Source organism: uncultured Streptomyces sp. (assembly GCF_947488945.1).
Lineage (GTDB): Bacteria > Actinomycetota > Actinomycetes > Streptomycetales > Streptomycetaceae > Streptomyces.
This window is the reverse complement of the sequence record NZ_CANLBS010000003.1, coordinates 286,209-310,520: the sequence shown is the minus strand read 5'-3', so window position 1 is coordinate 310,520 and position 24,312 is coordinate 286,209. Positions and strand designations below refer to the sequence as shown.

19 protein-coding genes, 1 pseudogene and 1 CRISPR repeat array are annotated in these 24,312 nt (G+C 72.6%); of the genes and pseudogenes, 11 read left to right on the top strand and 9 right to left on the bottom strand.

The annotated features are described in order from the left end of the window. Positions 1–45 precede the first annotated feature (45 nt). The gene (gene trpS / locus Q0994_RS05780) at positions 46–1,095 is read right to left on the bottom strand and encodes a tryptophan--tRNA ligase (RefSeq protein WP_299530318.1); all 1,050 of its coding nucleotides are present in this window, start codon (positions 1,093–1,095) and stop codon (positions 46–48) included. A gap of 695 nt (positions 1,096–1,790) precedes the next feature. Between trpS and Q0994_RS05775 the strand changes: the two genes are divergently transcribed. Further along, positions 1,791–1,970 carry a hypothetical protein gene (locus Q0994_RS05775; protein WP_299529875.1) on the top strand — a complete coding sequence of 60 codons (180 nt, stop codon included), beginning with the start codon at positions 1,791–1,793 and terminating at the stop codon, positions 1,968–1,970. A gap of 48 nt (positions 1,971–2,018) precedes the next feature. Continuing rightward, a CRISPR array of direct repeats spans positions 2,019–2,232; the repeat unit is 31 nt; unit sequence TGCGGCCCACCTCCGCTCGCGCGGAGAGCAC. A 256-nt stretch (positions 2,233–2,488) separates the two neighbouring features. Here Q0994_RS05775 and Q0994_RS05770 read toward each other — a convergent pair. Next, positions 2,489–2,623: a DUF6126 family protein gene (locus tag Q0994_RS05770; protein ID WP_299529873.1), complete on the bottom strand. Its 135-nt coding sequence runs from the start codon at positions 2,621–2,623 to the stop codon at positions 2,489–2,491. Positions 2,624–2,916: 293 nt separating this feature from the next. On the opposite strand from Q0994_RS05770, the gene Q0994_RS05765 reads away from it, so the two are divergent. The 3 genes from Q0994_RS05765 (at position 2,917) to Q0994_RS05755 (ending at position 5,364) form a co-directional block, all read left to right on the top strand. Beyond that, complete coding sequence (locus Q0994_RS05765) at positions 2,917–4,011, top strand: LLM class flavin-dependent oxidoreductase (protein ID WP_299529871.1); 1,095 nt, start codon at positions 2,917–2,919, stop codon at positions 4,009–4,011. Between the two features lie 5 nt (positions 4,012–4,016). Continuing rightward, positions 4,017–4,673, top strand: a complete 657-nt coding sequence (locus Q0994_RS05760) for an FMN reductase (RefSeq protein WP_299529869.1) — start codon at positions 4,017–4,019, stop codon at positions 4,671–4,673. Positions 4,674–4,941: 268 nt separating this feature from the next. Continuing rightward, positions 4,942–5,364 carry a universal stress protein gene (locus Q0994_RS05755; protein ID WP_299529867.1) on the top strand — a complete coding sequence of 141 codons (423 nt, stop codon included), beginning with the start codon at positions 4,942–4,944 and terminating at the stop codon, positions 5,362–5,364. A gap of 160 nt (positions 5,365–5,524) precedes the next feature. Here the strand turns inward: Q0994_RS05755 and Q0994_RS05750 are convergent, their stop codons facing one another. Beyond that, entirely contained in the window at positions 5,525–5,932 is a 408-nt protein-coding gene (locus Q0994_RS05750) for a hypothetical protein (protein WP_299529865.1), read from the bottom strand. Between the two features lie 117 nt (positions 5,933–6,049). Between Q0994_RS05750 and Q0994_RS05745 the strand changes: the two genes are divergently transcribed. The 4 genes from Q0994_RS05745 to Q0994_RS05730 all read left to right on the top strand — a co-directional run bounded on the left by Q0994_RS05745 (position 6,050) and on the right by Q0994_RS05730 (position 10,371). Beyond that, positions 6,050–6,925 carry a hypothetical protein gene (locus Q0994_RS05745; RefSeq protein ID WP_299529863.1) on the top strand — a complete coding sequence of 292 codons (876 nt, stop codon included), beginning with the start codon at positions 6,050–6,052 and terminating at the stop codon, positions 6,923–6,925. Positions 6,926–7,043: 118 nt separating this feature from the next. Next, a complete protein-coding gene (locus Q0994_RS05740) occupies positions 7,044–8,003 on the top strand; it encodes an NADP-dependent oxidoreductase (protein ID WP_299529861.1) in 960 nt (319 codons plus the stop codon). Between the two features lie 78 nt (positions 8,004–8,081). Continuing rightward, on the top strand, positions 8,082–8,333 hold the full coding sequence (locus tag Q0994_RS05735; protein ID WP_299529859.1) for a DUF2630 family protein: 252 nt from the start codon (positions 8,082–8,084) through the stop codon (positions 8,331–8,333). 82 nt (positions 8,334–8,415) lie between these two features. Beyond that, entirely contained in the window at positions 8,416–10,371 is a 1,956-nt protein-coding gene (locus tag Q0994_RS05730) for an FUSC family protein (RefSeq protein WP_299529857.1), read from the top strand. Positions 10,372–10,510: 139 nt separating this feature from the next. Here the strand turns inward: Q0994_RS05730 and Q0994_RS05725 are convergent, their stop codons facing one another. Together Q0994_RS05725 and Q0994_RS05720 are read right to left on the bottom strand one after the other, a co-directional pair. Next, complete coding sequence (locus Q0994_RS05725; RefSeq protein ID WP_299529855.1) at positions 10,511–10,927, bottom strand: RNA-binding S4 domain-containing protein; 417 nt, start codon at positions 10,925–10,927, stop codon at positions 10,511–10,513. A 63-nt stretch (positions 10,928–10,990) separates the two neighbouring features. Then, complete coding sequence (locus Q0994_RS05720; protein WP_299529853.1) at positions 10,991–13,045, bottom strand: PhoX family phosphatase; 2,055 nt, start codon at positions 13,043–13,045, stop codon at positions 10,991–10,993. 270 nt (positions 13,046–13,315) lie between these two features. Here Q0994_RS05720 and Q0994_RS05715 point away from each other — a divergent pair, with 270 nt between their 5' ends. Both Q0994_RS05715 and metG read left to right on the top strand, forming a co-directional pair. After that, entirely contained in the window at positions 13,316–15,373 is a 2,058-nt protein-coding gene (locus tag Q0994_RS05715) for a VWA domain-containing protein (protein ID WP_299529851.1), read from the top strand. Positions 15,374–15,592: 219 nt separating this feature from the next. After that, positions 15,593–17,200 carry a methionine--tRNA ligase gene (metG, locus tag Q0994_RS05710; protein ID WP_299529849.1) on the top strand — a complete coding sequence of 536 codons (1,608 nt, stop codon included), beginning with the start codon at positions 15,593–15,595 and terminating at the stop codon, positions 17,198–17,200. Positions 17,201–17,329: 129 nt separating this feature from the next. Here metG and Q0994_RS05705 read toward each other — a convergent pair whose 3' ends face one another. The 3 genes and pseudogenes from Q0994_RS05705 to aspS form a co-directional block, all read right to left on the bottom strand. Further along, positions 17,330–18,121 (bottom strand): L,D-transpeptidase family protein, encoded by a 792-nt coding sequence (locus Q0994_RS05705; RefSeq protein ID WP_299529847.1) that lies wholly within the window; start codon positions 18,119–18,121, stop codon positions 17,330–17,332. 119 nt (positions 18,122–18,240) lie between these two features. Beyond that, positions 18,241–18,789: pseudogene (locus Q0994_RS05700) on the bottom strand (dioxygenase); the annotation flags it as partial. Positions 18,790–18,969: 180 nt separating this feature from the next. Beyond that, positions 18,970–20,769 (bottom strand): aspartate--tRNA ligase, encoded by a 1,800-nt coding sequence (gene aspS / locus Q0994_RS05695; protein WP_299529845.1) that lies wholly within the window; start codon positions 20,767–20,769, stop codon positions 18,970–18,972. Between the two features lie 240 nt (positions 20,770–21,009). Between aspS and Q0994_RS05690 the strand changes: the two genes are divergently transcribed. After that, positions 21,010–23,139: a SpoIIE family protein phosphatase gene (locus tag Q0994_RS05690; RefSeq protein ID WP_299529843.1), complete on the top strand. Its 2,130-nt coding sequence runs from the start codon at positions 21,010–21,012 to the stop codon at positions 23,137–23,139. Between the two features lie 28 nt (positions 23,140–23,167). On the opposite strand, the gene Q0994_RS05685 is transcribed toward Q0994_RS05690, so the two are convergent. Beyond that, the gene (locus Q0994_RS05685) at positions 23,168–24,283 is read right to left on the bottom strand and encodes an AI-2E family transporter (RefSeq protein WP_299529841.1); all 1,116 of its coding nucleotides are present in this window, start codon (positions 24,281–24,283) and stop codon (positions 23,168–23,170) included. Positions 24,284–24,312: the final 29 nt, after the last annotated feature.

Sequence of the window (24,312 nt, the reverse complement as noted above, 5' to 3'; positions counted from 1 at the left end):
CCGCGTTCGGCGCTGCTGCGCGGACGTGGGGCCGGGCGGGAGGGCCTACCGCAGGGTGCCCATCGCGTCGCGCACCTCGTCCAGGGTGCGTTCGGCGATCTCGTTCGCCCGCGCGTCGCCCGCCCGCAGCACGGACCGCACGTGGCCGAGGTCGCGGGCGTACTCCGCCCGCCGGGCGCGCAACGGAGCCAGGTGGGTGTTCACGGCATCCGTCACGATCCGCTTCAGAGCGGCCCCGCCGCCGTCGCCGATCTCCTCCGCGACCTCGTGCGGATCACGGTCCTGAGCGAGGGCGGCGAGCAGCACCAGGTTGGAGACGGCGGGGCGGCGCTCGGGCTCGTAGGTGATCCTCCGCTCGGTGTCCGTCACCGCGCGCTTGATCAGGCGCGCCGTCTCGTCGGCGGTGGCCCCGAGGGCGATGGCGTTGCCCCGGCTCTTGCTCATCTTGCCGCCGTCGGTGCCGAGCAGCAGCGGCGCGGCGGAGAGCAACGCCTCCGGCTCGGGGAACACGGGGCCGTACCGCTCGGCGAATCGGCGGGCGACGGTCCGGGTGAGCTCCAGGTGCGGCAACTGGTCCTGGCCCACCGGCACCAGATTCCCCTTGCAGAACAGGATGTCGGCGGCCTGGTGGACCGGATAGGTGTACATCAGCCCGTTGACCGCCTGCTGCCGGGAGTGCGCGATCTCGTCCTTCACCGTGGGGTTGCGTCCCAGCTCGGCGACGGAGACCAGACTGAGGAAGGGCAGCAGCAGTTGGTTCAGGGCGGGTACCGCGCTGTGGTGGAAGATCGTGGAGCGGTCGGGATCGATGCCGGTGGCGAGATGGTCGAGCACCAGCCCCTCCATGGTCCCGGCGAGCCCGTCCACGACGTCCCGATCGGTCAGCGCCTGGTAGTCGGGGATGAGCACGAACACCTCCACCCCCTGTTCCTGGAGCCGTACGCGATTACGCAGCGTCCCGAAGTAGTGCCCGAGGTGGAGCGGCCCGGTCGGCCGGTCTCCGGTGACGACCCGGAAGCGCCCGGGTTCCCGTTCGATCTCCCGCTCCAGCTCGGCGGTACGCCGCCGAGCGGTGGCGAGCGTGGCGGCGGCCAGGGGTGAGGTGGGCGGTGCGGTTACGGCGGGTGCGGTGGGTGCGGTGACGGTGTTCACGGAAGTCTCCTCGCGACGCTGGATGCGTGGAGGACGGCCCGCTCGCGGGCAAGGCGTTCCGGGTCCGCTCGGCCGCCCGCCGGGCAGCAAAAAGGGCCGTCCCTATTCGAACGGCCCTGGTCCCGCGCGCGCAGAAGGTGGCCGCCCCTAGAGGGAGCGCCACCAAGCGCGGAACGGTACGGAGGTCATGGGGCGAGTGTAACGCGCGGGGATAAGCGAAGGCCGGGGGATTCAGGCGGGTATGGCGGGCAGGGTGACAACACGGCCTCACCACCGGCAAGGGGCCCTGCGGGGCCCGCGCCGTCCGCGCCCTCCGCGTCGCGGTGGCGGCACGACATAGAACCGGTCAGCACCTGACCGATTGCCCAGCAGCAGAAGGATCCGCACGTTCACCCGCTCTGCCATGGGCCACTCTCTCGCGTTTGCGGCGAGTTGTTCGTGGATGCAGACATCTCCGTGTCCGGCCTCAGCCGGGAACTCCAGGCACTCACCGGTCGCCGGTCAGGGCCCGCCCCGCAAACCCTGAAGGGACGCAGAACGCCCCTTGCCCGGCTAACCCCCTGGTCCCCCACTGTGCTCCCGTCGTCCCGGAGGTGTCCGGGACGGGAGGACTTTTTCTACCAAGGGAGAACGGACCCATGGCCATCGACCCCATGCTTCTTCTGCTGCCGATCGCGCTTGTTCTCGGGATCCTCTGCGCCGCCGTCGTCTGCATCGTCGCCCTGTTCCGCGCCAACCGCTCCGACACAGTCGCCGTCGTAAGGGCGCTGCCCGAACTGGTCGCCACGTTCCTGCGCTACCGACGACGACCCCGATGACCCCACGCGGCCCACCCGCCGAGCCGATCCCCCATCCCGTCCCCGGAATCCGGCCCACCTCCGCTCGCACGGAAAGCACCCGAGTCAGAGGCGGCGCAGGGTGCCGCCGTGCGGCCCACCTCCGCTCGCGCAGAGAGCACACCGGACCCGCGGGGGGTGCCAGGCCGAGCCGCGGCCCACCTCCGCTCGCGCGGAGAGCACGCGCCGCATCCGTGTTCGTCGCCGCCGGGGTGCGGCCCACCTCCGCTCGCGCGGAGAGCACTTCGCGACCTGCGCGTTTCAGGGGGCTTTGCTGTTTCTTTGCTTCCTGCCCGACCTCACGCAAACCCCCTCGCCACAGTGCTCCACGAGTCTATGGCCCGGCCAGCCACCACAGGCCAACTCGCTGCACATCAAGCGCCATTCGCACCGCCCACCGGCCCGCCGGGCACCCCTCGCCCACGCCCCCCGCAACCCCCGCCGCACCGCATCACCCACCGTCCCCGTGCACCCCCGGAGTCGCCCCCGTGCACGGAGGGTCACTTGTGGGCGTGGTCGCCGACGTAGAACAGCAGGTAGACGAAACCCGCGAACAGGTGCGTGCCGAAGATATAGAGGAAGACGCGGAGCGCCACTCCGCGCTCTTTCCACTCCTCGGTCTCGCGCTCGCTCACGGACGCTCCCTCTCTGTCGCCCCGCAACACACCCGCACCTTCACGCCCGGAGGGGGCGCCGCTCCGTCGTCCGCCGAGCACCGACCACCATCGCGCACCCGTCGGCCCCCGGCGTACGCACGTACGCGCCGTCCCTCTGTCGGTCGGCCGGCGGAGGACAGGGCGACGCTCCTGACCAGGGCGGACCGGGCGGAACGCGGTCGGGGGCGAGGTGCCGGAATAGGGCGGGGGGTGGTCCCGTTGTAGGGTGTGTTCAGATAGTTCAAGGTTCAACAACAACGGAGGCGGGCGCCATGCAGTTCGGGATCTTCACCGTCGGAGACATCACCACCGACCCGACCACCGGCCGGACACCGACCGAGAACGAGCGGATCAAGGCGACGCTGGCCATCGCGCAGAAGGTCGAGGAAGTAGGCCTCGACGTGTTCGCCACCGGTGAGCACCACAACCCGCCGTTCGTCCCGTCCTCGCCGACCACCACGCTCGGCTACATCGCGGCCCGCACCGAGAAGCTGATCCTCTCCACCTCCACCACGCTGATCACCACCAACGACCCGGTGAAGATCGCCGAGGACTACGCCACCCTGCAGCACCTCGCCGACGGCCGCGTGGACCTGATGATGGGGCGCGGCAACACCGGCCCGGTCTACCCGTGGTTCGGCAAGGACATCCGCCAGGGCATCCCGCTGGCCATCGAGAACTACGCGCTGCTGCACAAGCTGTGGCGCGAGGACGTCGTCGACTGGGAAGGCAAGTTCCGCACTCCGCTCCAGTCGTTCACCGCGACCCCCCGCCCGCTGGACGGCGTCCCGCCGTTCGTCTGGCACGGCTCCATCCGGTCCCCGGAGATCGCCGAGCAGGCCGCGTACTACGGCGACGGCTTCTTCCACAACAACATCTTCTGGCCCATGGACCACACCAAGAAGATGGTCCGCCTGTACCGGCAGCGGTACGCCCACTACGGCCACGGGACGCCCGAGCAGGCCATCGTCGGACTCGGCGGCCAGGTGTTCATGCGCAAGAACTCGCAGGACGCCGTCAAGGAGTTCCGCCCGTACTTCGACAACGCGCCGGTCTACGGACACGGGCCGTCGCTGGAGGACTTCACCCGCGAGACCCCGCTGACCGTGGGCTCCCCGCAGGAGGTCATCGAGCGGACCCTGTCCTTCCGTGACGAGGTCGGCGACTACCAGCGCCAGCTCTTCCTGATGGACCACGCGGGACTCCCGCTGAAGACGGTCCTGGAGCAGCTCGACATTCTCGGCGAGGAGGTCGTTCCGGTGCTGCGCAAGGAGTTCGACCGACTGCGCCCGGCCGGTGTCCCGGACGCCCCCGTCCACCCGGCGGTCACCGCCGCCCGTGCCGCCGCCACCCCCCAGGAGGTCTGACCGTCATGACCACCACCGCTTTCAGGATCGTCGCCGTGTCGGCGGGTCTGAGCAGCCCTTCCTCCACCCGGCTGCTCGCCGACCGGCTGGCCGCCGCCGCCCGCGAACAGCTTGCGGCCGGCACGGACCGCCCCGTCGAGGTCCGCGTCGTGGAGCTGCGCGACCTCGCCGTCGACATAGCCAACAACCTGGTCACCGGCTTCCCGCCGAGCGCGCTGCGCGAGGCGATCGACGCGGTGACCGGCGCGGACGGCCTGATCGCGGTGACGCCCGTGTTCAGCGCCTCGTACAGCGGACTGTTCAAGTCCTTCTTCGACCTGGTCGAGAAGACCGCGCTGACCGGCAAGCCCGTCGTCATCGGGGCGACGGGCGGTTCACCCCGCCACTCGCTGGTGCTGGAGCACGCGATGCGTCCGCTCTTCGCCTACCTGCGGACCGTGACGCTGCCGACCTCCGTCTACGCGGCCTCCGAGGACTGGGGCGCGGCCGGTGACGGCTACGCGGACGGCCTGCCGTCCCGCATCCGCCGCGCGGGCGGCGAGCTGGCCTCGGCCGTTCTCGGGCGCACCGTCTCGGGTGCCACGCGCGATCTCGGCCTGGACGACGGGCTGGACGCCATCGTGCCGTTCGAGCAGCAGTTGGCGGCACTGCGCCCGGAGTGAGCGACGGGCCCGTGGCGGTGGCCGGCACGGCGCGGCACCGGATACAGACCCGGGATGCCGGTCCCCGGCGCGGGGGCCCGGTCCCGGCGGGGCCCGGCCCCGGAGCGGCAGGCCCAGTCCCGGCATCACGGCCACTTTCTCCCGAACTCTCCCGGACTCCGGACTCTCCCGGACCACGCTTGAGAGGCTTATGTCCGTTTTGATTACAGTGGGAGGCGTCCCGCCGCCTCGGCGGGACGCCTCGAAAGCGTAGGAACGGGAGGCAGACATGGGCAGGATCGTCGTCGGCGTGGACGGTTCGGATCCGTCGATCAAGGCGCTGCGGTGGGCCGTGCGCCAGGCCGAGTACACGGGCGACACCGTGGAGGCGGTGAACAGCTGGGAGTACCCCGCGACGAGCTGGGCATCGATGATGCCGGGCATGCCGGAGGACTTCGACCCGCATGCTCTGGCGACCACCTCGCTGAACGAGGCGCTGGAAGAAGCGCTCGGTGTCGAGGGCGCGGCCGGGATCACCAAGATCGTGGTGCTCGGCAATCCCGCGCAGTCGCTGATCGAGCGCGCCAGGGGCGCGAACCTGCTGGTCGTCGGCGCGCGCGGGTACAGCGGTTTCAAGGCGACCCTGCTGGGCTCGGTGAGCCTCCACGTGGTGCAGCACGCCAACTGCCCGGTGACGGTCGTCCGCGACTGAACCGGCCCGCCCGCGACCGGCGATCGCCGCCCTCCCCGCCGAAAGGGGTCCGTGCCGAACGGCACGGGCCCCTTTTCGTCTTCGCCCGCCGTCACTCCCTGCCTACCGGTTGCCGTCCGGTCGGGCAGGTGCGCAGGCGCACCGGCTCATCCGGTCCCGCTCACTCCTCGTGCGTGTAGAACAGGTAGAAGCAGGCGACCGCCACCGGGATGCCGACGATCAGTCCCAGGACCGAGGACCGCAGCACGGTGGTGTCGGTCAGGCTCACTAGGAAGCCGATCGCGCAGGCGGTCAGCGCACCGTACGCGGCGGCCCGCATCTCGCGCGGCAGGGAGTGATGAACCCGCCCGAGCGCGAAGCAGAGCGCCGCCATCGCCGCCCCGGCCACCAGGCCGAGCACGACCTGTCCACCGGTGATGGGGCCTCCGTCGCGCCGGATGAACGCCGCGTAGAAGCCGTAGATCACGCCCAGTACGAGCGGAAGCGCCCAGGCCAGCGCCGTGTGCCGACGGGCGGGCGTGCGGGCCCGTGGTCCCCCACGGGAGGGCATGGCTGCGTGTGTGGCCATCGCGATGGCTCCTTCCTTCGCCCCGTTCTCTCCAGAGCACACCCGGTCGCACCGCACGGCAACTCGAATGGCCGACGGCCCGCAGCGCCCCGCCCGCCGCCGGGATTGGCTGGGCGGGTGCGGACCTCTCACTCAGCGACACTTTCGGCCCTCCTGCTCGTGCTGCTCGCCGTCCTGGTGCCGCTGAGCGCGCTCTCCGCCTGGGTGGATCTGGAGATCGACGACACCGACCGCTATGTCGCCGCCGTCTCGCCGCTCTCCTCGGACCCCGCGGTGCGCGACACCGTCGCCGACCTGATCACCGACGAGGTGATGACCCACCTCGACCTCGGTCCGCTCCAGGATTCCGCCGAGCAGTTCCTGCACCGGGGCGTGCTCTCCTTCACCACGACGGACACGTTCCGCACCGCGTGGGACTCCGCCAACCGCACCGCGCACACCGCAATGACCCGGGCCCTCGACGACGAGGACGGGGAGGCGGTCACCATCGACCTGGCCCCGGTGATCGAGCAGGTGAAGCAGCGGCTGGTGGACGACGGGACGCCGTTCGCCGACCAGATCCCGGTCACCCACACCGAACTCACCGTCGTGTCGGGGGACGCGGCGGACCGGCTGCGCAGCTCGTTCCGGTGGCTGCGGTACGCCAGCGTCTGGCCGGCCGTGGGAACCGCGGTCCTCCTGGTCCTGGTGGTGGGGCTGGCCACGGTCCGGGGCGGCCGCGCCGCCGGACTGTTCGCGGCGGCGGTCGCGGGGGCGGGGCTGATGATCGGCGCGCTGGTGCTGCGGGTACTGCTGGCGGTCGCCAGGTCGCGGGTGCTGGACGCGGTGCCGGACGGCGACCGGGCGGGGGCGGCGGCCGTCTCCGACGCGCTCACCGCCTCGCTGCGGACCACCGTCTGGTGGGTGCTGACGGCGGGTGCGGTGCTGCTGGTCGCCGGGGTGGCCGGCCGGCTGCTGCTCCGGCGGGGCGGGCGCGACGGCGTCGCGGTCTGATCCGTACCGGCCTGCCCCGCCGGGCGCCCGGCCGTTCGGGGTGCGCTCGGGGGTGGAGCGGGCGAGAGTGGGATCGGTCCGTCGACCACTGCCACTCGGCGACTGGGAGGTCAGCCGTATGCGAGCCGTCGCCGTGAGCGCGCCCCACCGGGCGCCGGTCCTGGCCGAACTCCCGAAACCCGTTCCGGGACAGGGGGAGCTGCGGGTGCGGGTCGAGTACGCGGCCCTCAATCCGGGCGACTGGCAGGCCGCGGACGCCGTCGGAAACGGTCCGGAAACGGTGCCTCTCCCGCTGGTGGTCGGCGTGGACTTCGCGGGCCGCGTCGACATGATCGGTCCCGGCGACAACCGCTTCCGGGTCGGTGACCGCGTCGTCGGCCGGGTCTGCGAGCCGGGGCCGGGGCGCGGTGCGTACGCCGAGTACGTGGCGGTGCACGAGGACTCCCCGGTCACGCTGGTACCGCGCCGGCTGTCGCTGCGGTCCGCCGCCGCGCTGCCGACCGCCGGTACCGCCGCCGCCCAGTTGCTCGACGCCAGTGGCGCGCGGAACGGCGACAGCCTGCTGATCATCGGTGCGGCGGGCGGCGTCGGCACCTTCCTCACCCAGCTCGCCGCCGCGCGCGGGATGCGGGTGGTGGCCGCCGTGCGCGGCAACGCGCGCCTCGGGATGACCGCCCTCGGCGCCGCGCTCACCGTCGACACCTCGGCCGGGCCCGAGACCCTGGGACCCGCCGTACGCGGGGCCCACCCTGACGGGGTCGACGTCCTGGTGGACCTCGTCGCCGCGGACCCCACCGAGTTCGGCGTCCACGTCAGCCTCGTCCGCGACGGTGGGACCGCGCTCAGCACCCGTGGCGCCGCCTCCGCCGCGGGCCCCGCCGCCGAGGGGCCACGGGTGGTCCGCACGGACTTCCGGCTCGCCCCCGGGCGCGACTCGCTCGAACGACTGGCCGCCGCGGTCGCCGACGGTGCGCTGCGGGTCCTCGTCGACGCCGAACTGCCGCTGGAGAAGGCGCCGGACGCCCTCGACCGGAACCGTGCGGGCGGGGCGCGCGGAAAGACGCTCTTCGCTCCCTGACGCGCCGCGGCCGCGGCCGCGGAACCGTCCGGCGCCCCGCGCCGGACCTGTGACCACACCCCCAGAAAGGACCACGACATGGCCGCCGACCGGAACGACGACATCATCGGCGAGATCGACCGGCTCGTCGCCGAGGAACGGGCCCTGCGCGGCCGGTCCACCACCTCAGGTCTCGCGGACGAGGAACGAGCCAGACTGCGCGAGGTGGAGATCCGCCTGGACCAGTGCTGGGACCTGCTCCGCCAGCGCCGCGCCCTCAGCGAGTACGGCGAGGACCCCTCCGCCGCCCGTATCCGCCCGCCCGGTGAGGTCGAGGGCTACCGCAACTGACGTGACCGGCCCGCCGACCGCGCGTGGGCCCATACCGCGCGCGGACCCGTACCCGCCCGTACCAGCAGGGAGGCAATGAGCCGTGGCCACGGCTGACGCCGGAAGGAAACGGGTGGGGCCGCCGGCCTGGCTCGTGTCCGGCCTGCGCCCGCAGAAGACCCCGGTCCCGCGCGGGCCGGTGCTGCGGGCCGCCGTCGCCATGGCGGCGCCGCTGGCCGTCGGCATCGCCACCGACCGGCTGTCCTACGGCGCGCTCGTCTCCATGGGCGCGCTCTCCGGCGTCATCGGGGACACCGCCGACGCCTACCGGATGCGGGTCTTCAACATCGCGGTGCCGCAGCTCTTCGGGGCGCTCGGCGTCACTCTCGGCTCGCTGGTCTTCGACACCGGCTGGGCGTCCGTGGCCGTCCTGACGGCCGTCGCGCTCGTCTCCGGAATGATCTCCACGATCGGTGCCGTGGCCTCGGTCTCCGGGCTGCTGCTCCTGCTGAACGCCGTGGTCGGCGCCGGACTCCCCATGCCCGACCCCTGGTGGGTAGCCCCGTTGCTGCTGGCCGTCGGCGGACTGGTGGTGCTGGCACTGGCGCTGCTCACCTGGCCGTTCCGGCGCGGTCTCCCCGAACGGTCGGCGGTCGCCGCCGCCTACCGCTCGGTCGCCGACCTCCTCGCCGCCGCGGGCACCCCGGCGTACGAACAGCGGCGCCAGGCCGTCACCGCCTCGCTCGACACCGCGTACGACCTGATCCTCGCCCGGCGCGCCCGCTACCACGGGCGCAGCTCACCGCTGGTACGGCTGCTCGCCCGCCTGAACGCGCTGATCCCGCTGATCGAGGCCGCGCCCGCCGCCCATGTGCACGGCGGACCGCTGCCCCCGCGGATCCCGGCCGCCGTCCGCGCCCTCGCCGACGACATCGCGCGCGACCGGACCCGTGGGACGGCCCCCGCCGAACCGCCGCCGCCCACGCCCCGCGCCACCCGCCCGGTGGACAGCGCGCTGCTGCACGCGGTCGCGGTGGTCCACGGTTCGGCACCCGATCCGTACGCCCCCGACGCCGGCCACGACCGGGCGGCCGACCCCGCGCTCCGGGCGCGCGTCCGGCAGGCACTGCGCGGCGCGCTGCTCTCCCGCGAGTCCTGGCGCTACGGCCTCAGGCTGGCGCTCTGCATCGGGCTGGCGCAGTCCCTCGCCGCGCTGATCCCGGTACCGCGCTCCTACTGGGTCGCGCTCACCGTCACCTTCGTGCTGAAGCCCGACTTCGGTTCGGTCTTCTCCCGCGCGGTGCTGCGGGCGGTCGGCACCGCCGCCGGGCTGGTCATCGCGGCGCCCCTGCTCGCGGAGGTGCCGACCGGCTGGTGGGACGTACCGGTGATGATGGTGCTGGCCGCCCTGATCCCCGCCTTCACGGCGAAGGGGTACGCGTTCCAGACCGCGGCCATCACCCCCGCCGTGCTGTTGCTGTCCGACCTGCTCGGCCACCAGGGGGTGAGCCTGGTGGTGCCGCGGTTCGTGGATTCGCTGATCGGCTGCGCGATCGTGCTGGTGGCGGGCTACCTCCTGTGGCCGGAGAGCTGGCACACCCGGGTCGGTTCGCGCCTCGCCGAAGCCGTGGACGACATCGCCGACTATGTCGCGTACGCCTTCGACGGCGCGTCCCACGACCGTGCGGGACTGAACCGGGCGCGGCGGCTGCTCTACCGCGACCTGTCCGCCGTACGGACCGAATTCCAGCGGGCCCTGACCGAGCCACCCCCGGTGGGGCGGCGGGCGGCGGCCTGGTGGCCACTGGTGGTGGCGGTCGAACGCATCGTGGACGCCACCACGGCGGCCCGGGTGCGGGTCGGACAGGGAGCACCCGGACCACCGGCGTGGGAGGTGGAACCGATCGTGCGGCAGTTGCGGGAACTGGCCGCCGACGTACGGCGCAGCGACGTGCTGACCGCCGTCCGCACCGATCTCGGCGGCGATCCGGAGAGCGTGCTGGAGCCGGTGCGGCAGGAGGTGACGGCGGCCCGCGCCGTGGCGTCCCCGCAGCGATAGACGGTGGCGGTGGGCGGCGGTACGGCAGCGGGCCGCTGTTTCACGTGAAACAGCGGCCCGACGGGCGTTCGACAGGCCCGAGGTGGTGGCGACGGCACCGGTTGGCGACGGCACCGCAGCACGGGCCGGTCAGGGCAGGTCAGCGGCGGTCCGGGTCCGCCCGGTCGGGCAGGCCCTGGAGCCGCTCCATCTCGCGCCGGTCGCGCTTGGTCGGACGCCCCGCGCCGCGGTCGCGCACCGGAACCTGGAGCGCCAGCTCGCGCGGCGGCGGGGGCGGGCTGTTGTCCACGAAGCACTCCGCGGCCACCGGAGCGCCCACCCGCTTCTTCACGATCCTGGAGACGACGACGACCCGGTCGCGGCCTTCGTGCCGCAACCGGACCTCGTCACCGACCCGGACCGCCTGGGCCGGCTTGGCCCGCTCGCCCGCGACCTTCACATGCCCGGCGCGGCAGGCGGCCGCGGCCTGCGCACGGGTCTTCGTCAGCCGGACCGACCAGATCCACACGTCGACCCGGACGCTGCCCGCCGTCTGCGGCGCCTCACCGGAAACCATGCGTCCGACTGTAGTGCGGGACGGACGGCCACGGGCCCGGTGCGGCGACCGCGACCCGAAAGGTCAGACGCCGATGTCGCTCCCGTCCTTGCGCCACACGGCCACGACCGCCGGGCGCACGATCTTTCCGGCGCCGTCGGGCCAGACGCTGGCGGGGTTCTCCACGGTCGCCCCGGTCAGCTCGCCCGGGTGCTGCACCGCCACCAGGACACGGCGGTCCTGGATGACCGGCCCGCAGGTCTCGGCTCCGGTCGGGACGGTGAGGAACTGCTTCAGCTCACCGCGTCGGTCGCCCTGCGTGGCCACCCCGAAGAGACCGTCGTGCGAACCGAGCTGGGCGCCGTCGGTGGAGATCCACAGGTTGCCGTGATCGTCGAAGGCGACGTTGTCGGGGCACGAGATGGGGCTGACGTTCTCCTTGGGGAAGCCGGCGAAGTAGGTCGCGGGGTCCTCCGGGTCGCCCGCGACGAGGAACAGCCGCCAGGCGAAACCGTCGCCCGCCGGGTCGTCCCAGTTCTCCGCCAGTTCCAGGATCTGCCCGTGCTTGTTGGCGTTGCGCGGGTTGGCCTCGTCGGCGGGCGCCTTGCCGGCCTTGCCGCGGTCGGTGTTGTTGGTGAGCGCGACGTAGACGCGGCCGGTCCGCGGCGACGGCTCGACGTCCTCGGGCCGGTCCATCTTGGTCGCGCCGACCGCGTCACCGGCGAGCCGGGTGTAGACGTACACCTCTTCGGCGGTCATGCCGGGCACGTGCGAGGTGGTTCCGGTCGCCAGCGGGATCCAGACCCCGCTGCCGTCGAACTCGCCGTCGGAGGGCAGCTTCCCGGTGCCGTCGAACTCCGCCGCGGGGGAGTCCCCGGTCAGCTTCGCGACGTACAGCGTGCCCTCGTCCAGCAGCGTCAGGTTGTGCTCCCGCGCGGCGCGCGAGGACCCCTTCATCATCCGCTTGCTGGAGACGAACTTGTAGAAGTAGTCGAAGCGTTCGTCGTCGCCCATGTAGACGACCGGTCGTCCGTCCGCCGTCAGCCGGGGCGCCGCGGCCTCGTGCTTGAAGCGGCCCAGCGCGGTCCGCTTGCGCGGCACCGAGTCGGGGTCGGACGGGTCGAGTTCCACGACCCAGCCGAACCGGTTGGCCTCGTTGGGCTCCTGGGCGAGGTCGAAGCGCTTGTCGAACCGCTCCCACTTGCGCTCGGTGGCGCCGGTGCCGATCCCGTACCGGGCCTGCTGCGGGGTCGACGCGTTGGCGAAGTACTGGTTGAAGTTCTCCTCGCCGTGCAGCGTGGTGCCCCACGGAGTGGTGCCGCCGGCGCAGTTGTTGAGGGTGCCGAGCACCTTGCGGCCGGTGCGGTCCACCGAGGTCTTCAGCAGCTCGCTGCCGGCCACCGGTCCGGTGAGCCGGAACTCGCTGGTCGCGGTGAGCCTGCGGTTGAGCGGGTGGCGGGACACCGGGACGAGCTTGCCCGTGCGGTTCTCCTCCTGGACGACCACGACGGAGAGTCCGTGGGCCGCCCAGGCGATCTCCACCTGCTCGCGCGTCGGGTTGGCCGGGTCGTAGCCGCGGAACATCAGGTTCTCGTCGGTGTACTCGTGGTTGGCCACCAGGATCTGCCGGCCGCGCTCGCCCTTCAGCGGCAGCAGCGACAGGAAGTCGTTGTTGTAGCCGAACTGACCCGCCTGGGCCCTGGCGGTCTGCTTCTCGGCGTCGAAGGCGGGGGCGCCGCGGAGAATCGGCTCGCCCCAGCGGATCACCACGTTCTGGCCGTAGCCCTCGGGGATGGTCACCCGGTCGTCGTTGTTCGGGGCGACCGGGGCGAAGCGCAGGCCCCGTGCGCCGGTCGGCTTGGGCTGCGGCTTGTGCCCGTGTCCGGCGGCCGGCGCGGCCTCCGCGACCGGCGCGGACGGCCCGACCAGAGTCGCGGCCCCGGCGGCGGCCACCGTCACCACGGCGGCGGCGCGCATCATCGAACGGCGCGACACGGCACCGGCGATGATGTCACCGGCGTACGCGTTGTCGCTGGTGTTGGGCACCTCCTGGAAGCAGGCGTCGCCGCAGCGGTAGCGGCAGGTCAGAGCAGAACGCCCGCCCTGGTGCGAGCCGATGAGCGGCAGCAGATTGCGCACGTCGTTTCCCTCCGTCTTTGGGTCGATCGTGACGCTAGGTGCACACGCGCTCCACGGAGCGGACGTGGGGTGAACGCGGGGTGAAGTCCCGTGGCCGGAAAGTGTGTTGATCTTCAGGGAGACGTCGCGCACGACGCCTTCGACGCGGAGCGGGGCCGGATCCGCGAACGACCGGATCCGGCCGCTAACCTTACGTATCCGCCCTGGCCAGGGATGATTTCCCGCAGGTCGGACATTGCTCGCACCCAACTCATGCGAAAGGCCTCGCCCATGGGCATTCGGAGCATGCTGCGCAAGGTGTTCGGCCGCACGGAGCAGGACGAACCGGCCACGGCCACCGTCCCTTCCCAGGCCGAACGCACCCGGACAACGGACGCGGAGACCGCCCCCGCGACCGCACCCACCCCGGAACCGGCGGTGCCGGCTCCCGCAGCGGCCGAGACCGCCTCTTCCTCCGCGACCCCCGCCGCCGCTCCGACGGCGGGCTCCCCCGCGAGCGCGGAGCGGGGCGGCAGCCTGGCGGCCGACCTGGTCGCCGCGGCGTTCGACAAGCCGTCCACCCCGCGCGCGCCCCGTTCGACGGTCCCGGTCCAGGGCTCGTCGCCCGAGGACGCCCCGGTGGCCGCCAAGGCGCCGGAACCGGTCGCACCGGTGGCGGAGACCACCGCGGAGCCGCGCGTGGACGAGGCCGACGCGAAGGACGCCCCGGTGGCCGCCGAGGCGCCGGAAGCCGCCGAGCCCGCCGCACCGGAAGCCGCCGCCTCTCGGACGCCGGCGGACGCCGACGCGCGCGCCGACGAGCCCGAAGCCGCGGCGGCGCCGGAAGCGGAGGCCGAAGCGGACGCGGAGGCCGCGCCCACGGCCGAGGCCCCGGCCGTCGAGCCTGAGGCCGAGGTTGCCGCCGAAGCGCCGGCCGTGCAGGCACCGGACGGAGACGCTCCGACGGAAGACGCCCCGGCCGGGAACGCCATGACCGGGAATGCCCCGGCCGAAGACGCCCCGGCCGTGGACGCCTCCGTCGCTGGCGCCCCCGCCGTGGACGCCCCCGCCGTCGAGGACGTGCCCGCGACCGCGTCCGAGCCGGCCGAGCCCGTTCCGGCCGCCGTGCTGTCCGCCGTCACCATCGACATGGACCCGGAACCGGAAGCCGAAGCGGAGCCGGTCGTCGTCACCACGGCAGCCGTCCCCGAGACGCCCGTCGCCACGCCGGACGACACCCCCGAGGCCGCGCCCGCGCCCGAGCCGACGGCTTCGGTCCCCGAGACGGTCGACCCCGTAGAGGCCCCCGCAGCCGAACCCCTCACCGCAACCGGCCCCGTGGGGACGGTGGAGGCCGGGACCGCCCCCGAGGCCGAGCCCGCACCCTCGCTGATCACCCTCGCCTACCCGGACGAGGAAACCGAGCCCGAGGCCGCCGCCGCCCCGGAGCCCGACGCCACCCCGGAGACCCCCGCCGCCCCGGAGCCCGAGGCCGCAGAGGCCCCGGCCGCCGCCGCAGCCCGGGAAGCGGACGTCGAGACCCCCGGGGCCCCGAAGCGCGAGGCCGCCGTAGAGCCCACCCCGGTCGCCGCCCCGGCCGCTCCCCCCAGCGAGACCGCCCCCAAGGCCCCCGAGGCCGCCCCGGCACCCGCCGGGACCGGTCCCGCCGTACCCGCCTCCCGGATCTCGGCGGAGGCACCCGGCCTCGTCGCCCCGTACGAGGCGGCCGGAGCGGCACTCGAAGGCCACGGCCTGACCGGTCTCCGCGCCTCCGTGTACGCGGTGTTCGACCGCTCCGGCTCGATGCGCCCGTTCTACAAGGACGGCAGCGCACAGCACCTCGGCGACCGCACCCTGGCCCTCGCCGCCCACCTCGACGAGGCCGCCACCGTCCCGGTCGTCTTCTTCTCGACCGACGTCGACGGCACCGGCGACCTGGAACTGGCCTCCCACCAGGGCCGGATCGACGAGCTGCACGCGGGCCTCGGCCGGTTGGGCCGCACCCACTACCACCGGGCCGTCGAGGAGGTCGTCGCGCACTACGAGAAGTCCGGTGCCACCGGGCCCGCCCTCGTGGTCTTCCAGACGGACGGCCCGCCGGACGTGAAACTGGCCGCCAAGCAGGCGCTGGCCGAGGCCGCCCGGCTGCCGATCTTCTTCCAGTTCGTGGCCTTCGGGGAGCACGACGCGAAGGGCTTCGACTTCCTGCGCAGGCTGAACGCCCCCAACGCCGCGTTCTTCCACGCCGGCCCCGCGCCCGCCGAGGTCCCGGACGCGACGCTCTACGAGGCGATCCTGACGGCACTGCCCGCCTGGATCGAGACCCGGCGCACCACCTCCGGCGGCTGACCCCGCCCGCGCCCGGCCCGTTCGTCCCACCCGCCGAAGGCGGCGCCCGCCCCCCGTGGCCGGCGCCGCCTTCGGCGTTCGGCGGACCGCGCCGGCCGCCCGCCCGCCGCGCGACGGCCCGGTCCCGCGGACGCAGTGGGCGCGAACGCGCTTGCGAGGCGGCCGGGCGGCGGCTTATCGGGGTGAAGGGATCTTCCGGGGACCGTTAGGATTTTGACCATGGCGGCCACTGGATCCGAGAAGCAGGGGGCGACGGCGTACTACGTCTCGACCCCCATTTACTACGTCAACGACGCTCCTCACCTGGGCCACGCCTACACGACCGTCGCAGGCGACGTGCTCACGCGCTGGCACCGCCAGCGCGGCGAGAAGGTGTGGTACCTCACCGGCACGGACGAGCACGGTCAGAAGATCATGCGCACGGCCGAGAAGAACAACGTCACCCCGCAGGCCTGGTGCGACAAGCTCGTGGACGAGGCGTGGAAGCCTCTCTGGGAGCACCTCAACATCGCGAACGACGACTTCATCCGGACGACGGAGAAGCGGCACACCGACCGTGTGCAGGAGTTCGTGCAGGACCTGTTCGACAAGGACGAGATCTACAAGGGCGGGTACGAAGGCCCGTACTGCGTCGGCTGCGAGGAGTACAAGCTCCCCGGCGACCTGATCGAGGCCGAGGACGGCACCAAGCTCTGTCCGATCCACAAGAAGCCGGTGGAGCTCCTCAAGGAGGAGAACTACTTCTTCAAGCTGAGCGCGTACGGACCGAAGCTGCTGGAGTTCTACGAGGCCAACCCCGGCTTCATCCAGCCCGAGTCGGCCCGCAACGAGATCGTGAACTTCGTCAAGCAGGGCCTCCAGGACCTGTCGATCTCCCGCTCCACCTTCGACTGGGGCGTCCCGGTCCCGTGGGACCCGAAGCACGTCATCTACGTGTGGATCGACGCGCTGCTCAACTACGCGACGGCGGTCGGCTACGGCTCCAACCAGGAGAAGTTCGACGGCACCTTCCCGGCCGACGTCCACCTGATCGGCAAGGACATCCTGCGCTTCCACTCGGTCATCTGGCCGGCCATGCTGATGGCGCAGGGCCTCCCGCTGCCCGGCAAGGTCGTCGCCAACGGCTGGCTGATGGTCGGCGGCGAGAAGATGTCCAAGTCGAACCTCACGGGCATCAAGCCGCAGGACCTGACCTCGCACTTCGGCGTGGACGCGTACCGCTGGTACTTCCTGCGGGCCATCGCCTACGGCAGCGACGGATCGTTCTCCTGGGAGGACTTCTCGGCGCGCTACACCTCCGAGCTGGCCAACGACTACGGCAACCTCGCCTCGCGGGTGGCGGCCATGGTCGGCAAGTACTTCGGCGGCGCCCTGCCGGAGGCCACGGCCGCCGGTGACGCCGAGGCCGCGATCCACGAAGGGCTGGCCGGGGCGGTCGCCACGGCGGACCGGAAGATCGGCGAGGACCTGGACTTCCAGGCCGGCATCCTGGCCGTCTTCGACTTCGTGAAGCAGGTCAACGGCTACATCACGGAGCAGGAGCCGTGGAAGGTGGCCAAGGACACCTCCCCGGAGGGCCAGGCCCGTCTCGCGACGATCCTGTACACGGCGGCCGAGGCGCTGCGCGGCGTCGCCGTCCTGCTGAACCCGGTCATGCCGGAGACCTCGCAGAAGCTGTGGGAGTCGCTGGGCGCCGAGGCCTCCCTGGGCGCCCTGGCCGACCAGCTGATCGCCGACGCGGGCACCTGGGGCCGGCTGCCGGTGGGCGCGACGGTCACCAAGGGCGCGGTGCTCTTCCCCCGCCTGGAGGAGAAGCCCGCCTCCTGACGACGGGGACGGCGCAGGGCCGTGAACGGCGCAGGGCCGTGAACGGCGAAGAGGGCGGGACCCGAGCACCGGGTCCCGCCCTCTTCCGCGTCCGTGCCCCTGCTCCCGTCCGCCGTCCCGGTGTACGGGTCAGCGCGCCAGCGACGTCGCGTCCCCCATCACGATCACCGGCTGCTTCGCCGGGTCGAGGGTGCGCAGCAGCTCCTCCATGTGCTCCTCCTCGACCGAGACGCAGCCCTGCGTGGGCCCGCCGTGATCGACGTGGATCCAGATCCCGCCGCCGCGCTCCGCTCCGAGCGGGCGGGTGCGGTCGAGCGGGGACATCCCCGGCGTGCGGTTGTAGTTGATCGCCACCACATAGTCGAAGGACCCCTCCAGGGACTCCCCGAAGAACCCCTCGCCGTCCGTGGCGAAGTACTCATGCTGGTCGTAGGGGAGCAGCGTGCCGGGGTCGGGGAGCAGGCCGCCCGCGTCGGTGAGCGCGTAGACACCGGTCGGGGACCGCAGGTCACCGGCTTCGTGGAAGCCGGTCCAGCCCTGCATCCCGTTGTGGGCGGGCCAGAGGCCGGTCACCGGCCGCCAGTCCGCGGCCGGTGAGTCGCGGGCGTAGAGGACCGCCGTCGAGCGGTTGGAGTCGGCGTCCTCACCGGTCACCACGAACGCCTGCAGCGCGCCGCTCGGGATCAGGTCGCGGGTCGCCGGACCCAGTCCGGGGATCTCCTGAGGGACGACGCGCGGGACGGCCGGGACGGCGAGCGCGGCCCGCTCCCCCTCGGCCTCCGGCCCCGCGGCACCGTGCGGGAAGGCCGCCGGGGCGGCCGCCGGACGGTCCGCGCAGCCGGAGAGGAACAGGAACACGATCAGGACCAGGACGGCCGGCGCCCAGGGGCGGCGGGGCGGTTCGGGGACGTGAGCGGACACGGTGCAAGGCTCCTCGGGATGCCGGCTGACGGGCTCTCGGGAGTCAGTCTTTGCCTCGCCCGCCTTCCACGAACCCCGGCCGGGGCCATCCGGCTGTACGTCCGCCGCCCCACGAGCCGTCAGAGGTCGGTGCCGTCGTGGGTCTCGTCCCGGTCGACGCCCAGGGTGATCGAGCCGACCACGCCGCGCGCGATGTGCTTCTCGGCGTGGGTGACCCTCATCAGCCCGCCGGTGACGCCGCTCCGGTCGTAGATGGTGTCCTCGGTGAGGGTGGTGCGGGTGGTGGTGCTGGTGGAGTAGGGGGCCACCTTCGCGGAGTCGAGGACGACGGACTCCTGGAAGAAGAGCTGGCCGGTGTGGCAGGTGTGGCCGCCCTCGTAGCCGGCGTCCGTCAGGGTGCCGCCGACGTGGACCTTGGTGTGGATGTGCACGCAGCGGCCCTGGTACCAGCCGGGGAAGACCGTCCTGAACTCCACCCGGCCGTGCTTGTCGGTGAGCTGGGTGCCGCACAGGTAGCGCTCGTCGTCGGTGGGCTCGCTGTGGCCGCCGCCGCCCCCGCCGCCGGGGCCGCCGGACGGCGGAGTGCCGGTGGGCGTGCCGGTGGGGACGTCCGTGGGAACGTCGGTCGGCATGTCGGTCGGGGCTCCCGAGGGCGGGGTGCCGCCGCCTCCGCGTCGCGCGGCAGCGACGTGGGCGCGGACTGTGCGTTCCCGTGGGTCTCCTCCGAGCGTCCGAGAGGCGGGCCGGCAGTACGCCCGCCGACGCCCGGATGTACCGGAACAGCCCCCGATCAGGTGATCGGGGGCTGTTTCACGTGAAACATGCGCCGGAGCGGTCCGGCGGCGGGGTTACTTCGCGGCGTCGCCCTTCGGCTCTGCCTTCTCCTTGGCCGCGACGGGCTTGCGGAGCTGGATGTTCAGCTCACGCAGCCGACTCTCCTCCAGCTCGCTGGGCGCGCCCATCATCAGGTCCTGGGCGTTGCCGTTGAGCGGGAACGCGATGGTCTCGCGGATGTTGGGCTCGTCGGCGAGCAGCATCACCATGCGGTCGACGCCCGGGGCGATACCACCGTGCGGCGGGGCGCCGAGGCGGAAGGCGCGGAGCATGCCGGCGAACTCGCGCTCGACGGTCTCGTGCTCGTAGCCGGCGATCTCGAAGGCCTTGAGCATCAGATCGGGCTCGTGGTTGCGGATGGCGCCCGAGGACAGCTCGATGCCGTTGCAGACGATGTCGTACTGCCAAGCCAGGACGTCCAGCGGGTCCTTGGTCTCCAGGGCCTCCAGGCCGCCCTGGGGCATCGAGAAGGGGTTGTGCGAGAAGTCGATCTTGCCGGTCTCCTCGTCCTTCTCGTACATAGGGAAGTCGACGACCCAGCAGAACCGGAAGACGTTCTCCTCGAAGTGCCCGGCGCGCTTGGCGGCCTCGACACGGACGGCCGACATGATCTTGGAGACCTCGTCGAACTCGCCGGCGCCGAAGAAGACCGCGTGGCCCGGGACGAGGGAGAGCCGCTCGGTGAGCGTCTTGACGTCCGCCTCGGTGAGGAACTTGGCGATCGGGCCGGCCAGCGTGCCGTCCTCGCCCACCCGGACCCAGGCGAGCCCCTTGGCGCCGTGCTCGACGGCGTACTCGCCGAGGCCGTCGAAGAACTTCCGCGACTGCCCGGCGGTGTCCGGCACCGGCAGGGCGCGGACGTGCTTGCCCGCGAAGGCCTTGAAGCCGGAGTCCTCGAAGATGTCGGAGATGTCGACCAGTTCGAGCTGGGCGCGCAGGTCGGGCTTGTCGTTGCCGTACTTCAGCATCGACTCGCGGAACGGGATGCGCGGGAACGGCGAAGTGACCTCGCGGCCGTTGCCGAACTCGGTGAAGAGCTCGGTCATCAGCTTCTCGATCGGCTGGAAGACGTCTTCCTGCTCGACGAACGACATCTCGATGTCGAGCTGGTAGAACTCGCCCGGCGAGCGGTCGGCGCGAGCGTCCTCGTCGCGGAAGCAGGGCGCGATCTGGAAGTACCGGTCGAACCCGGAGATCATCAGAAGCTGCTTGAACTGCTGCGGGGCCTGCGGCAGCGCGTAGAACTTGCCGGGGTTCAGCCGGGACGGGACGACGAAGTCGCGGGCGCCCTCGGGGGAGGTCGCGGCGAGGATCGGCGTGGCCATCTCGTTGAAGCCGAGCGCCACCATCTTGGAGCGGATGGAGGCGATGACCGCCGAGCGCAGCATGATGTTGCGGTGCATGCGCTCGCGGCGGAGGTCGAGGAAGCGGTACTCCAGGCGGCGCTCCTCGTTCACCCCGTCCTCGGTGTTGATGGTGAAGGGCAGCGGGGCCGCCTCGCCGAGCACCTCGACCTCGGTGACCTCGATCTCGATCTCACCGGTCGGAAGCTCCGGGTTCACGTTCTCGGCACCGCGCGCGGAGACCTTGCCGTCGATCCGGACGACGGTCTCCTTGGTGAGCTTCGCCAGCGCCTCGTTGCCGGGGGTGCCGGGACGGGCGACGAGCTGGACCAGGCCGTAGTGGTCCCGGAGATCGATGAAGAGGATGCCGCCCAGGTCGCGCCGATTGTGCAGCCAGCCGCTCAGCCGGACGTCGGTGCCGACGTCAGAGGCGCGGAGCTCGCCGCAGGTGTGGGACCTGTACCGATGCATCGTCGTTCATCCAGTCTTCGCGGTTGGGGTGCTGTGAGCCACCCCAGGCTACCGCCCGGATCGCCACCACTTCATTGCAGTGACCCCCTCAAGATCGTTCCGACGGCCGCCGGACCACGCCGGGGGCCGCCGCACGGCGGGCCCGCGGGCGCTCGGCACCCCTCGCCGAACACCCGGGGCAGCGGGGACGGGGCGTTCCCTCGGTGGCGTCCGGCGAAAGCATCTTCCTAAAGTGGGGCAATGCGCACCGAGGAGATCCTGGCCGCCCTCGCCACCGGGCTGTGGCGCTGGGACACCACGGCCGGGACCGTCACGCTGGACGCCGAGGCGGCCCGGCTCCTGGATCTGCCCGGCGCCGGGACGGTCCAGGAGAGGGTGGTGCGCGCCCGCTACCACCCGGTCGACTGGAACGAGATCCGCGCCGTGGTGAGCCTCGCCATCGCGGAAGGCACTCTGGCGGAGGCCCGGCTGCGGGTGGTGGACGACGACGGCCGGGTGATCCGCACCGTGCGTACCCGGGCCAAGCCGCTGACCCACGCGGAGTCCGGTTCCGACGTGTACTCGATGGTGGGGACGCTCCAGGAGGTCGCCGAGCCGCAACCGGGAGCCAGCGCCGCGCAGACCTCCATCACCGGCGACTGGCGCCGCTCCCGCGAGGCGTTCCTGCTGGACGCCGGCCGCGCGCTCGCCGAGGCCCGCTCCACCACCGAGGTGCTGCGGGTCGCCGCCTCGCTCTCCATGCCCGGCTTCTCCCCCGACGGGCTGGCGGTCTTCGGCGTCGACGGCGGACGGCTGACCATCATCGGCCACCACGGGCACAACGTGGGCGACGAGGAACCGTTCTCGGACATGCTCCTCAACGCCGACTATCCGGCGGCGGAGGTGGCCCGCACCGGCCGCGCCATCTATCTGGCGTCGCCCGAGGAGTACGCCCGCCGTTTCCCGGTCACCTGGCCGCTGGCCAGGCACTTCGGACGCAAGTCGTGGGCCTTCCTGCCGCTGGTCTCGGCCGGCCGGACCATGGGCGCCTGGATGGCGGGGTTCCGGCAGCCGGTGGCGTTCACCCCGGACGAGCGGGCGGTGCTGACGACGGTGGCCAGGATGCTCGCGCAGGCGCTGGCACGGGCCGGGGCCGCCGAGACCGAGCGCGCGATCTCCGAGGTCCTCCAGCGGTCGATGCTGCCGTCCCTCGGGCCGCGCATCCCCGGCATGTCCGTCGCCGCGCGGTACGTGCCCACCGGTGGCGGGCTCCAGGTGGGCGGCGACTGGTACGACATGATCCCGCTGCCCAGCGGCCGGATCGCCTTCGTCATCGGCGACGTCCAGGGCCACGACGTGCGGGCGGCCGGACTGATGGGCCAGCTCCGCATCGCGCTGCGCGCCTACGCCTCCGAGGGCCACCGCCCGGACGCGGTGCTCGCCCGCGCCTCGCGTTTCCTGGCCGGGCTCACCGAGGCGTACGAGGACGACAACGAGGCCGGGGACGACGAGGCCGCGGCCCGCTTCGCGACCTGCCTGTACGCCGAGGTGGACCCGGAGACCGGGACGCTCGACATCGCGCGGGCGGGCCACCCGGACCCGGTGGTGGTGAGCGCCGACGGCACGGCGATGATCCGGCAGACCGAGGGCGGGCTGCCGCTCGGCATCGAGGCCGACTCGGACTATCCGACGACCCGGGTGGTGCTGGAACCGGGCGAGACGTTCATGCTCTGCACCGACGGGCTCATCGAGACCGGCGGCCACGACCTGCTGACCGGCTGGGGCAGGCTGCAGCCCGTGCTGGAGGCGCGTACCGAGGACGGCGGGGACCTGGACAAGCTGGCCGACGCGCTGGTGCAGGCCGTGCACGGCCCCACCTCGCACTACACGATCGGGCCGCTGGCCGAGCGCCACGAGGACGACATCGCCCTGCTGCTGCTGCGCCGCGAGGTCCCGCACCCGCGACCCGAGGCGCCGACCCGGCGTACCGCGCTCGGCATCGCCCAGGCCGAGCCCGAGCGGATCTCTGTCGCCCGCCAGCAGTTGCGCCAGTTGCTGCACGACTGGGCCGACGACGAACAGGTCGACGCGGCGGTGCTGATGCTCTCCGAGATGGCGACCAACGTGCTGGTGCACACCGACGGGGACGCCGTGATGGTGGCCGAGGCGTCCGGCGAGCCGGGCGAGCGCAGGCTCCGGGTCGAGGTGGCCGATGCCAGTGACGAGCTGCCGCACAAGCGCCGCCCCGGCGAGATGGCCTCCAGCGGACGCGGCCTGGTGCTGATGGAGATGCTGGCCGACGCCTGGGGCGTGGACCCGCAGGGCGAGGGCAAGTCGATCTGGTTCGAACTGCACGAGTCCACCGAGGCGAAGGACTTCCCCGGGGCATGAAGGCCGCCCCCGAGCCGGGGACGCGCTTCTACGTCCCCGCGTCCCCGGCAGGTGAGGAGCCGCCGGGCCCGCCGTCCCCCGGCGCGGCGGGCGGCGCCCCCTTCGGGCCGTAGCCGTCGCGCAGCTCGCCGATCACCCCGAAGGCCGCCGCGCACAGCGGCACCGCGAGCAGCATCCCGAGCAGCCCGGCGACGCTTGCCCCGGCGGTCAGCGTGATCAGGATGAGTGCCGGGTGCATCTGCACCGTGCGGCTCTGGATCATCGGCTGGAGCACGTGTCCCTCCAGCACCTGGACCGCCAGGACGACGCCCAGCACCCACAGGGCGATCACCAGCCCCCGGTCGGCGAGCGCGACGAGGACCGCGACCGCGCCGGACAGGAACGCTCCGAGGTAGGGGATGTAGGCGCCGACGAAGACCAGCGCGCCGAGCCCCACCGCCCCCGGCACCCGCAGGATCAGCAGCCCCACGGTGATGCACACGGCGTCGATCAGCGCGATGAAGGTGGTGCCCCGCATGAACCCCTCGACCGCCTCGAAGGCGCGTCGTCCCATCGCCTCGACCAGGTCTCCGGTGCCGCGCGGGGCGAGGGTGTGCGCCAGGTGCGCCGCCCGGTAGGAGTCGCGGAGGAAGAAGAAGGTGAGCAGCAGCGCGAGGACGCCGGTGGCGACGAGGGAGCCGACCAGGCTGATCCCGGTGAGCAGCCCCCCGGCGGCAGTGGCGCCGAACTTCTCCACCAGCTTCTTGGCGTTGTCGGCGAGGTCGTCGACGCGGGTGGCGCCCCCGATGTCGAAGTGGTCCACGACCCACTGGCCGGCGTCCTTGAGAGAGGCGACGATCTCGTCGCCGGTGTCGATGAGCGCGGTGACGACGATGTAGCCGGCGCCGCCCACCACCGCCACCAGGGCGGCGCACGTCAGCCCCGCGGCCAGCGACCTGTTGAGCCCGCGGGCCGCCAGCCACCGGTACACCGGGCCGAGCAGGGCGGTGCCCAGCAGGGCCAGCAGCACGGGGGTGACGGCGGTCTTCAGGGTGACGACCAGCCAGACGGCGACCGCGGCGACGCCGACGACGAGGAGCAGGACGCCGCACCACGCGGCGGTCCGCCGGGCCGCTTCGGGGAGGAGGGGCTTCGGGTTCGGCACCCTGCCCACCCGATCACGGGACCGTCGGG

Excerpts from the sequence above, each read along its gene's own strand:
- Q0994_RS05725 (WP_299529855.1), bottom strand. The coding sequence starts at position 10,927 with ATGGTTTCCGGTGAGGCGCCGCAGACGGCGGGCAGCGTCCGGGTCGAC.
- aspS (WP_299529845.1), bottom strand. The coding sequence starts at position 20,769 with ATGCATCGGTACAGGTCCCACACCTGCGGCGAGCTCCGCGCCTCTGAC.
- Q0994_RS05760 (WP_299529869.1), top strand. The coding sequence starts at position 4,017 with ATGACCACCACCGCTTTCAGGATCGTCGCCGTGTCGGCGGGTCTGAGC.
- metG (WP_299529849.1), top strand. The coding sequence starts at position 15,593 with ATGGCGGCCACTGGATCCGAGAAGCAGGGGGCGACGGCGTACTACGTC.
- Q0994_RS05690 (WP_299529843.1), top strand. The coding sequence starts at position 21,010 with ATGCGCACCGAGGAGATCCTGGCCGCCCTCGCCACCGGGCTGTGGCGC.
- Q0994_RS05775 (WP_299529875.1), top strand. The coding sequence starts at position 1,791 with ATGGCCATCGACCCCATGCTTCTTCTGCTGCCGATCGCGCTTGTTCTC.
- Q0994_RS05750 (WP_299529865.1), bottom strand. The coding sequence starts at position 5,932 with ATGGCCACACACGCAGCCATGCCCTCCCGTGGGGGACCACGGGCCCGC.
- Q0994_RS05740 (WP_299529861.1), top strand. The coding sequence starts at position 7,044 with ATGCGAGCCGTCGCCGTGAGCGCGCCCCACCGGGCGCCGGTCCTGGCC.
- Q0994_RS05735 (WP_299529859.1), top strand. The coding sequence starts at position 8,082 with ATGGCCGCCGACCGGAACGACGACATCATCGGCGAGATCGACCGGCTC.
- Q0994_RS05765 (WP_299529871.1), top strand. The coding sequence starts at position 2,917 with ATGCAGTTCGGGATCTTCACCGTCGGAGACATCACCACCGACCCGACC.
- Q0994_RS05755 (WP_299529867.1), top strand. The coding sequence starts at position 4,942 with ATGGGCAGGATCGTCGTCGGCGTGGACGGTTCGGATCCGTCGATCAAG.
- Q0994_RS05715 (WP_299529851.1), top strand. The coding sequence starts at position 13,316 with ATGGGCATTCGGAGCATGCTGCGCAAGGTGTTCGGCCGCACGGAGCAG.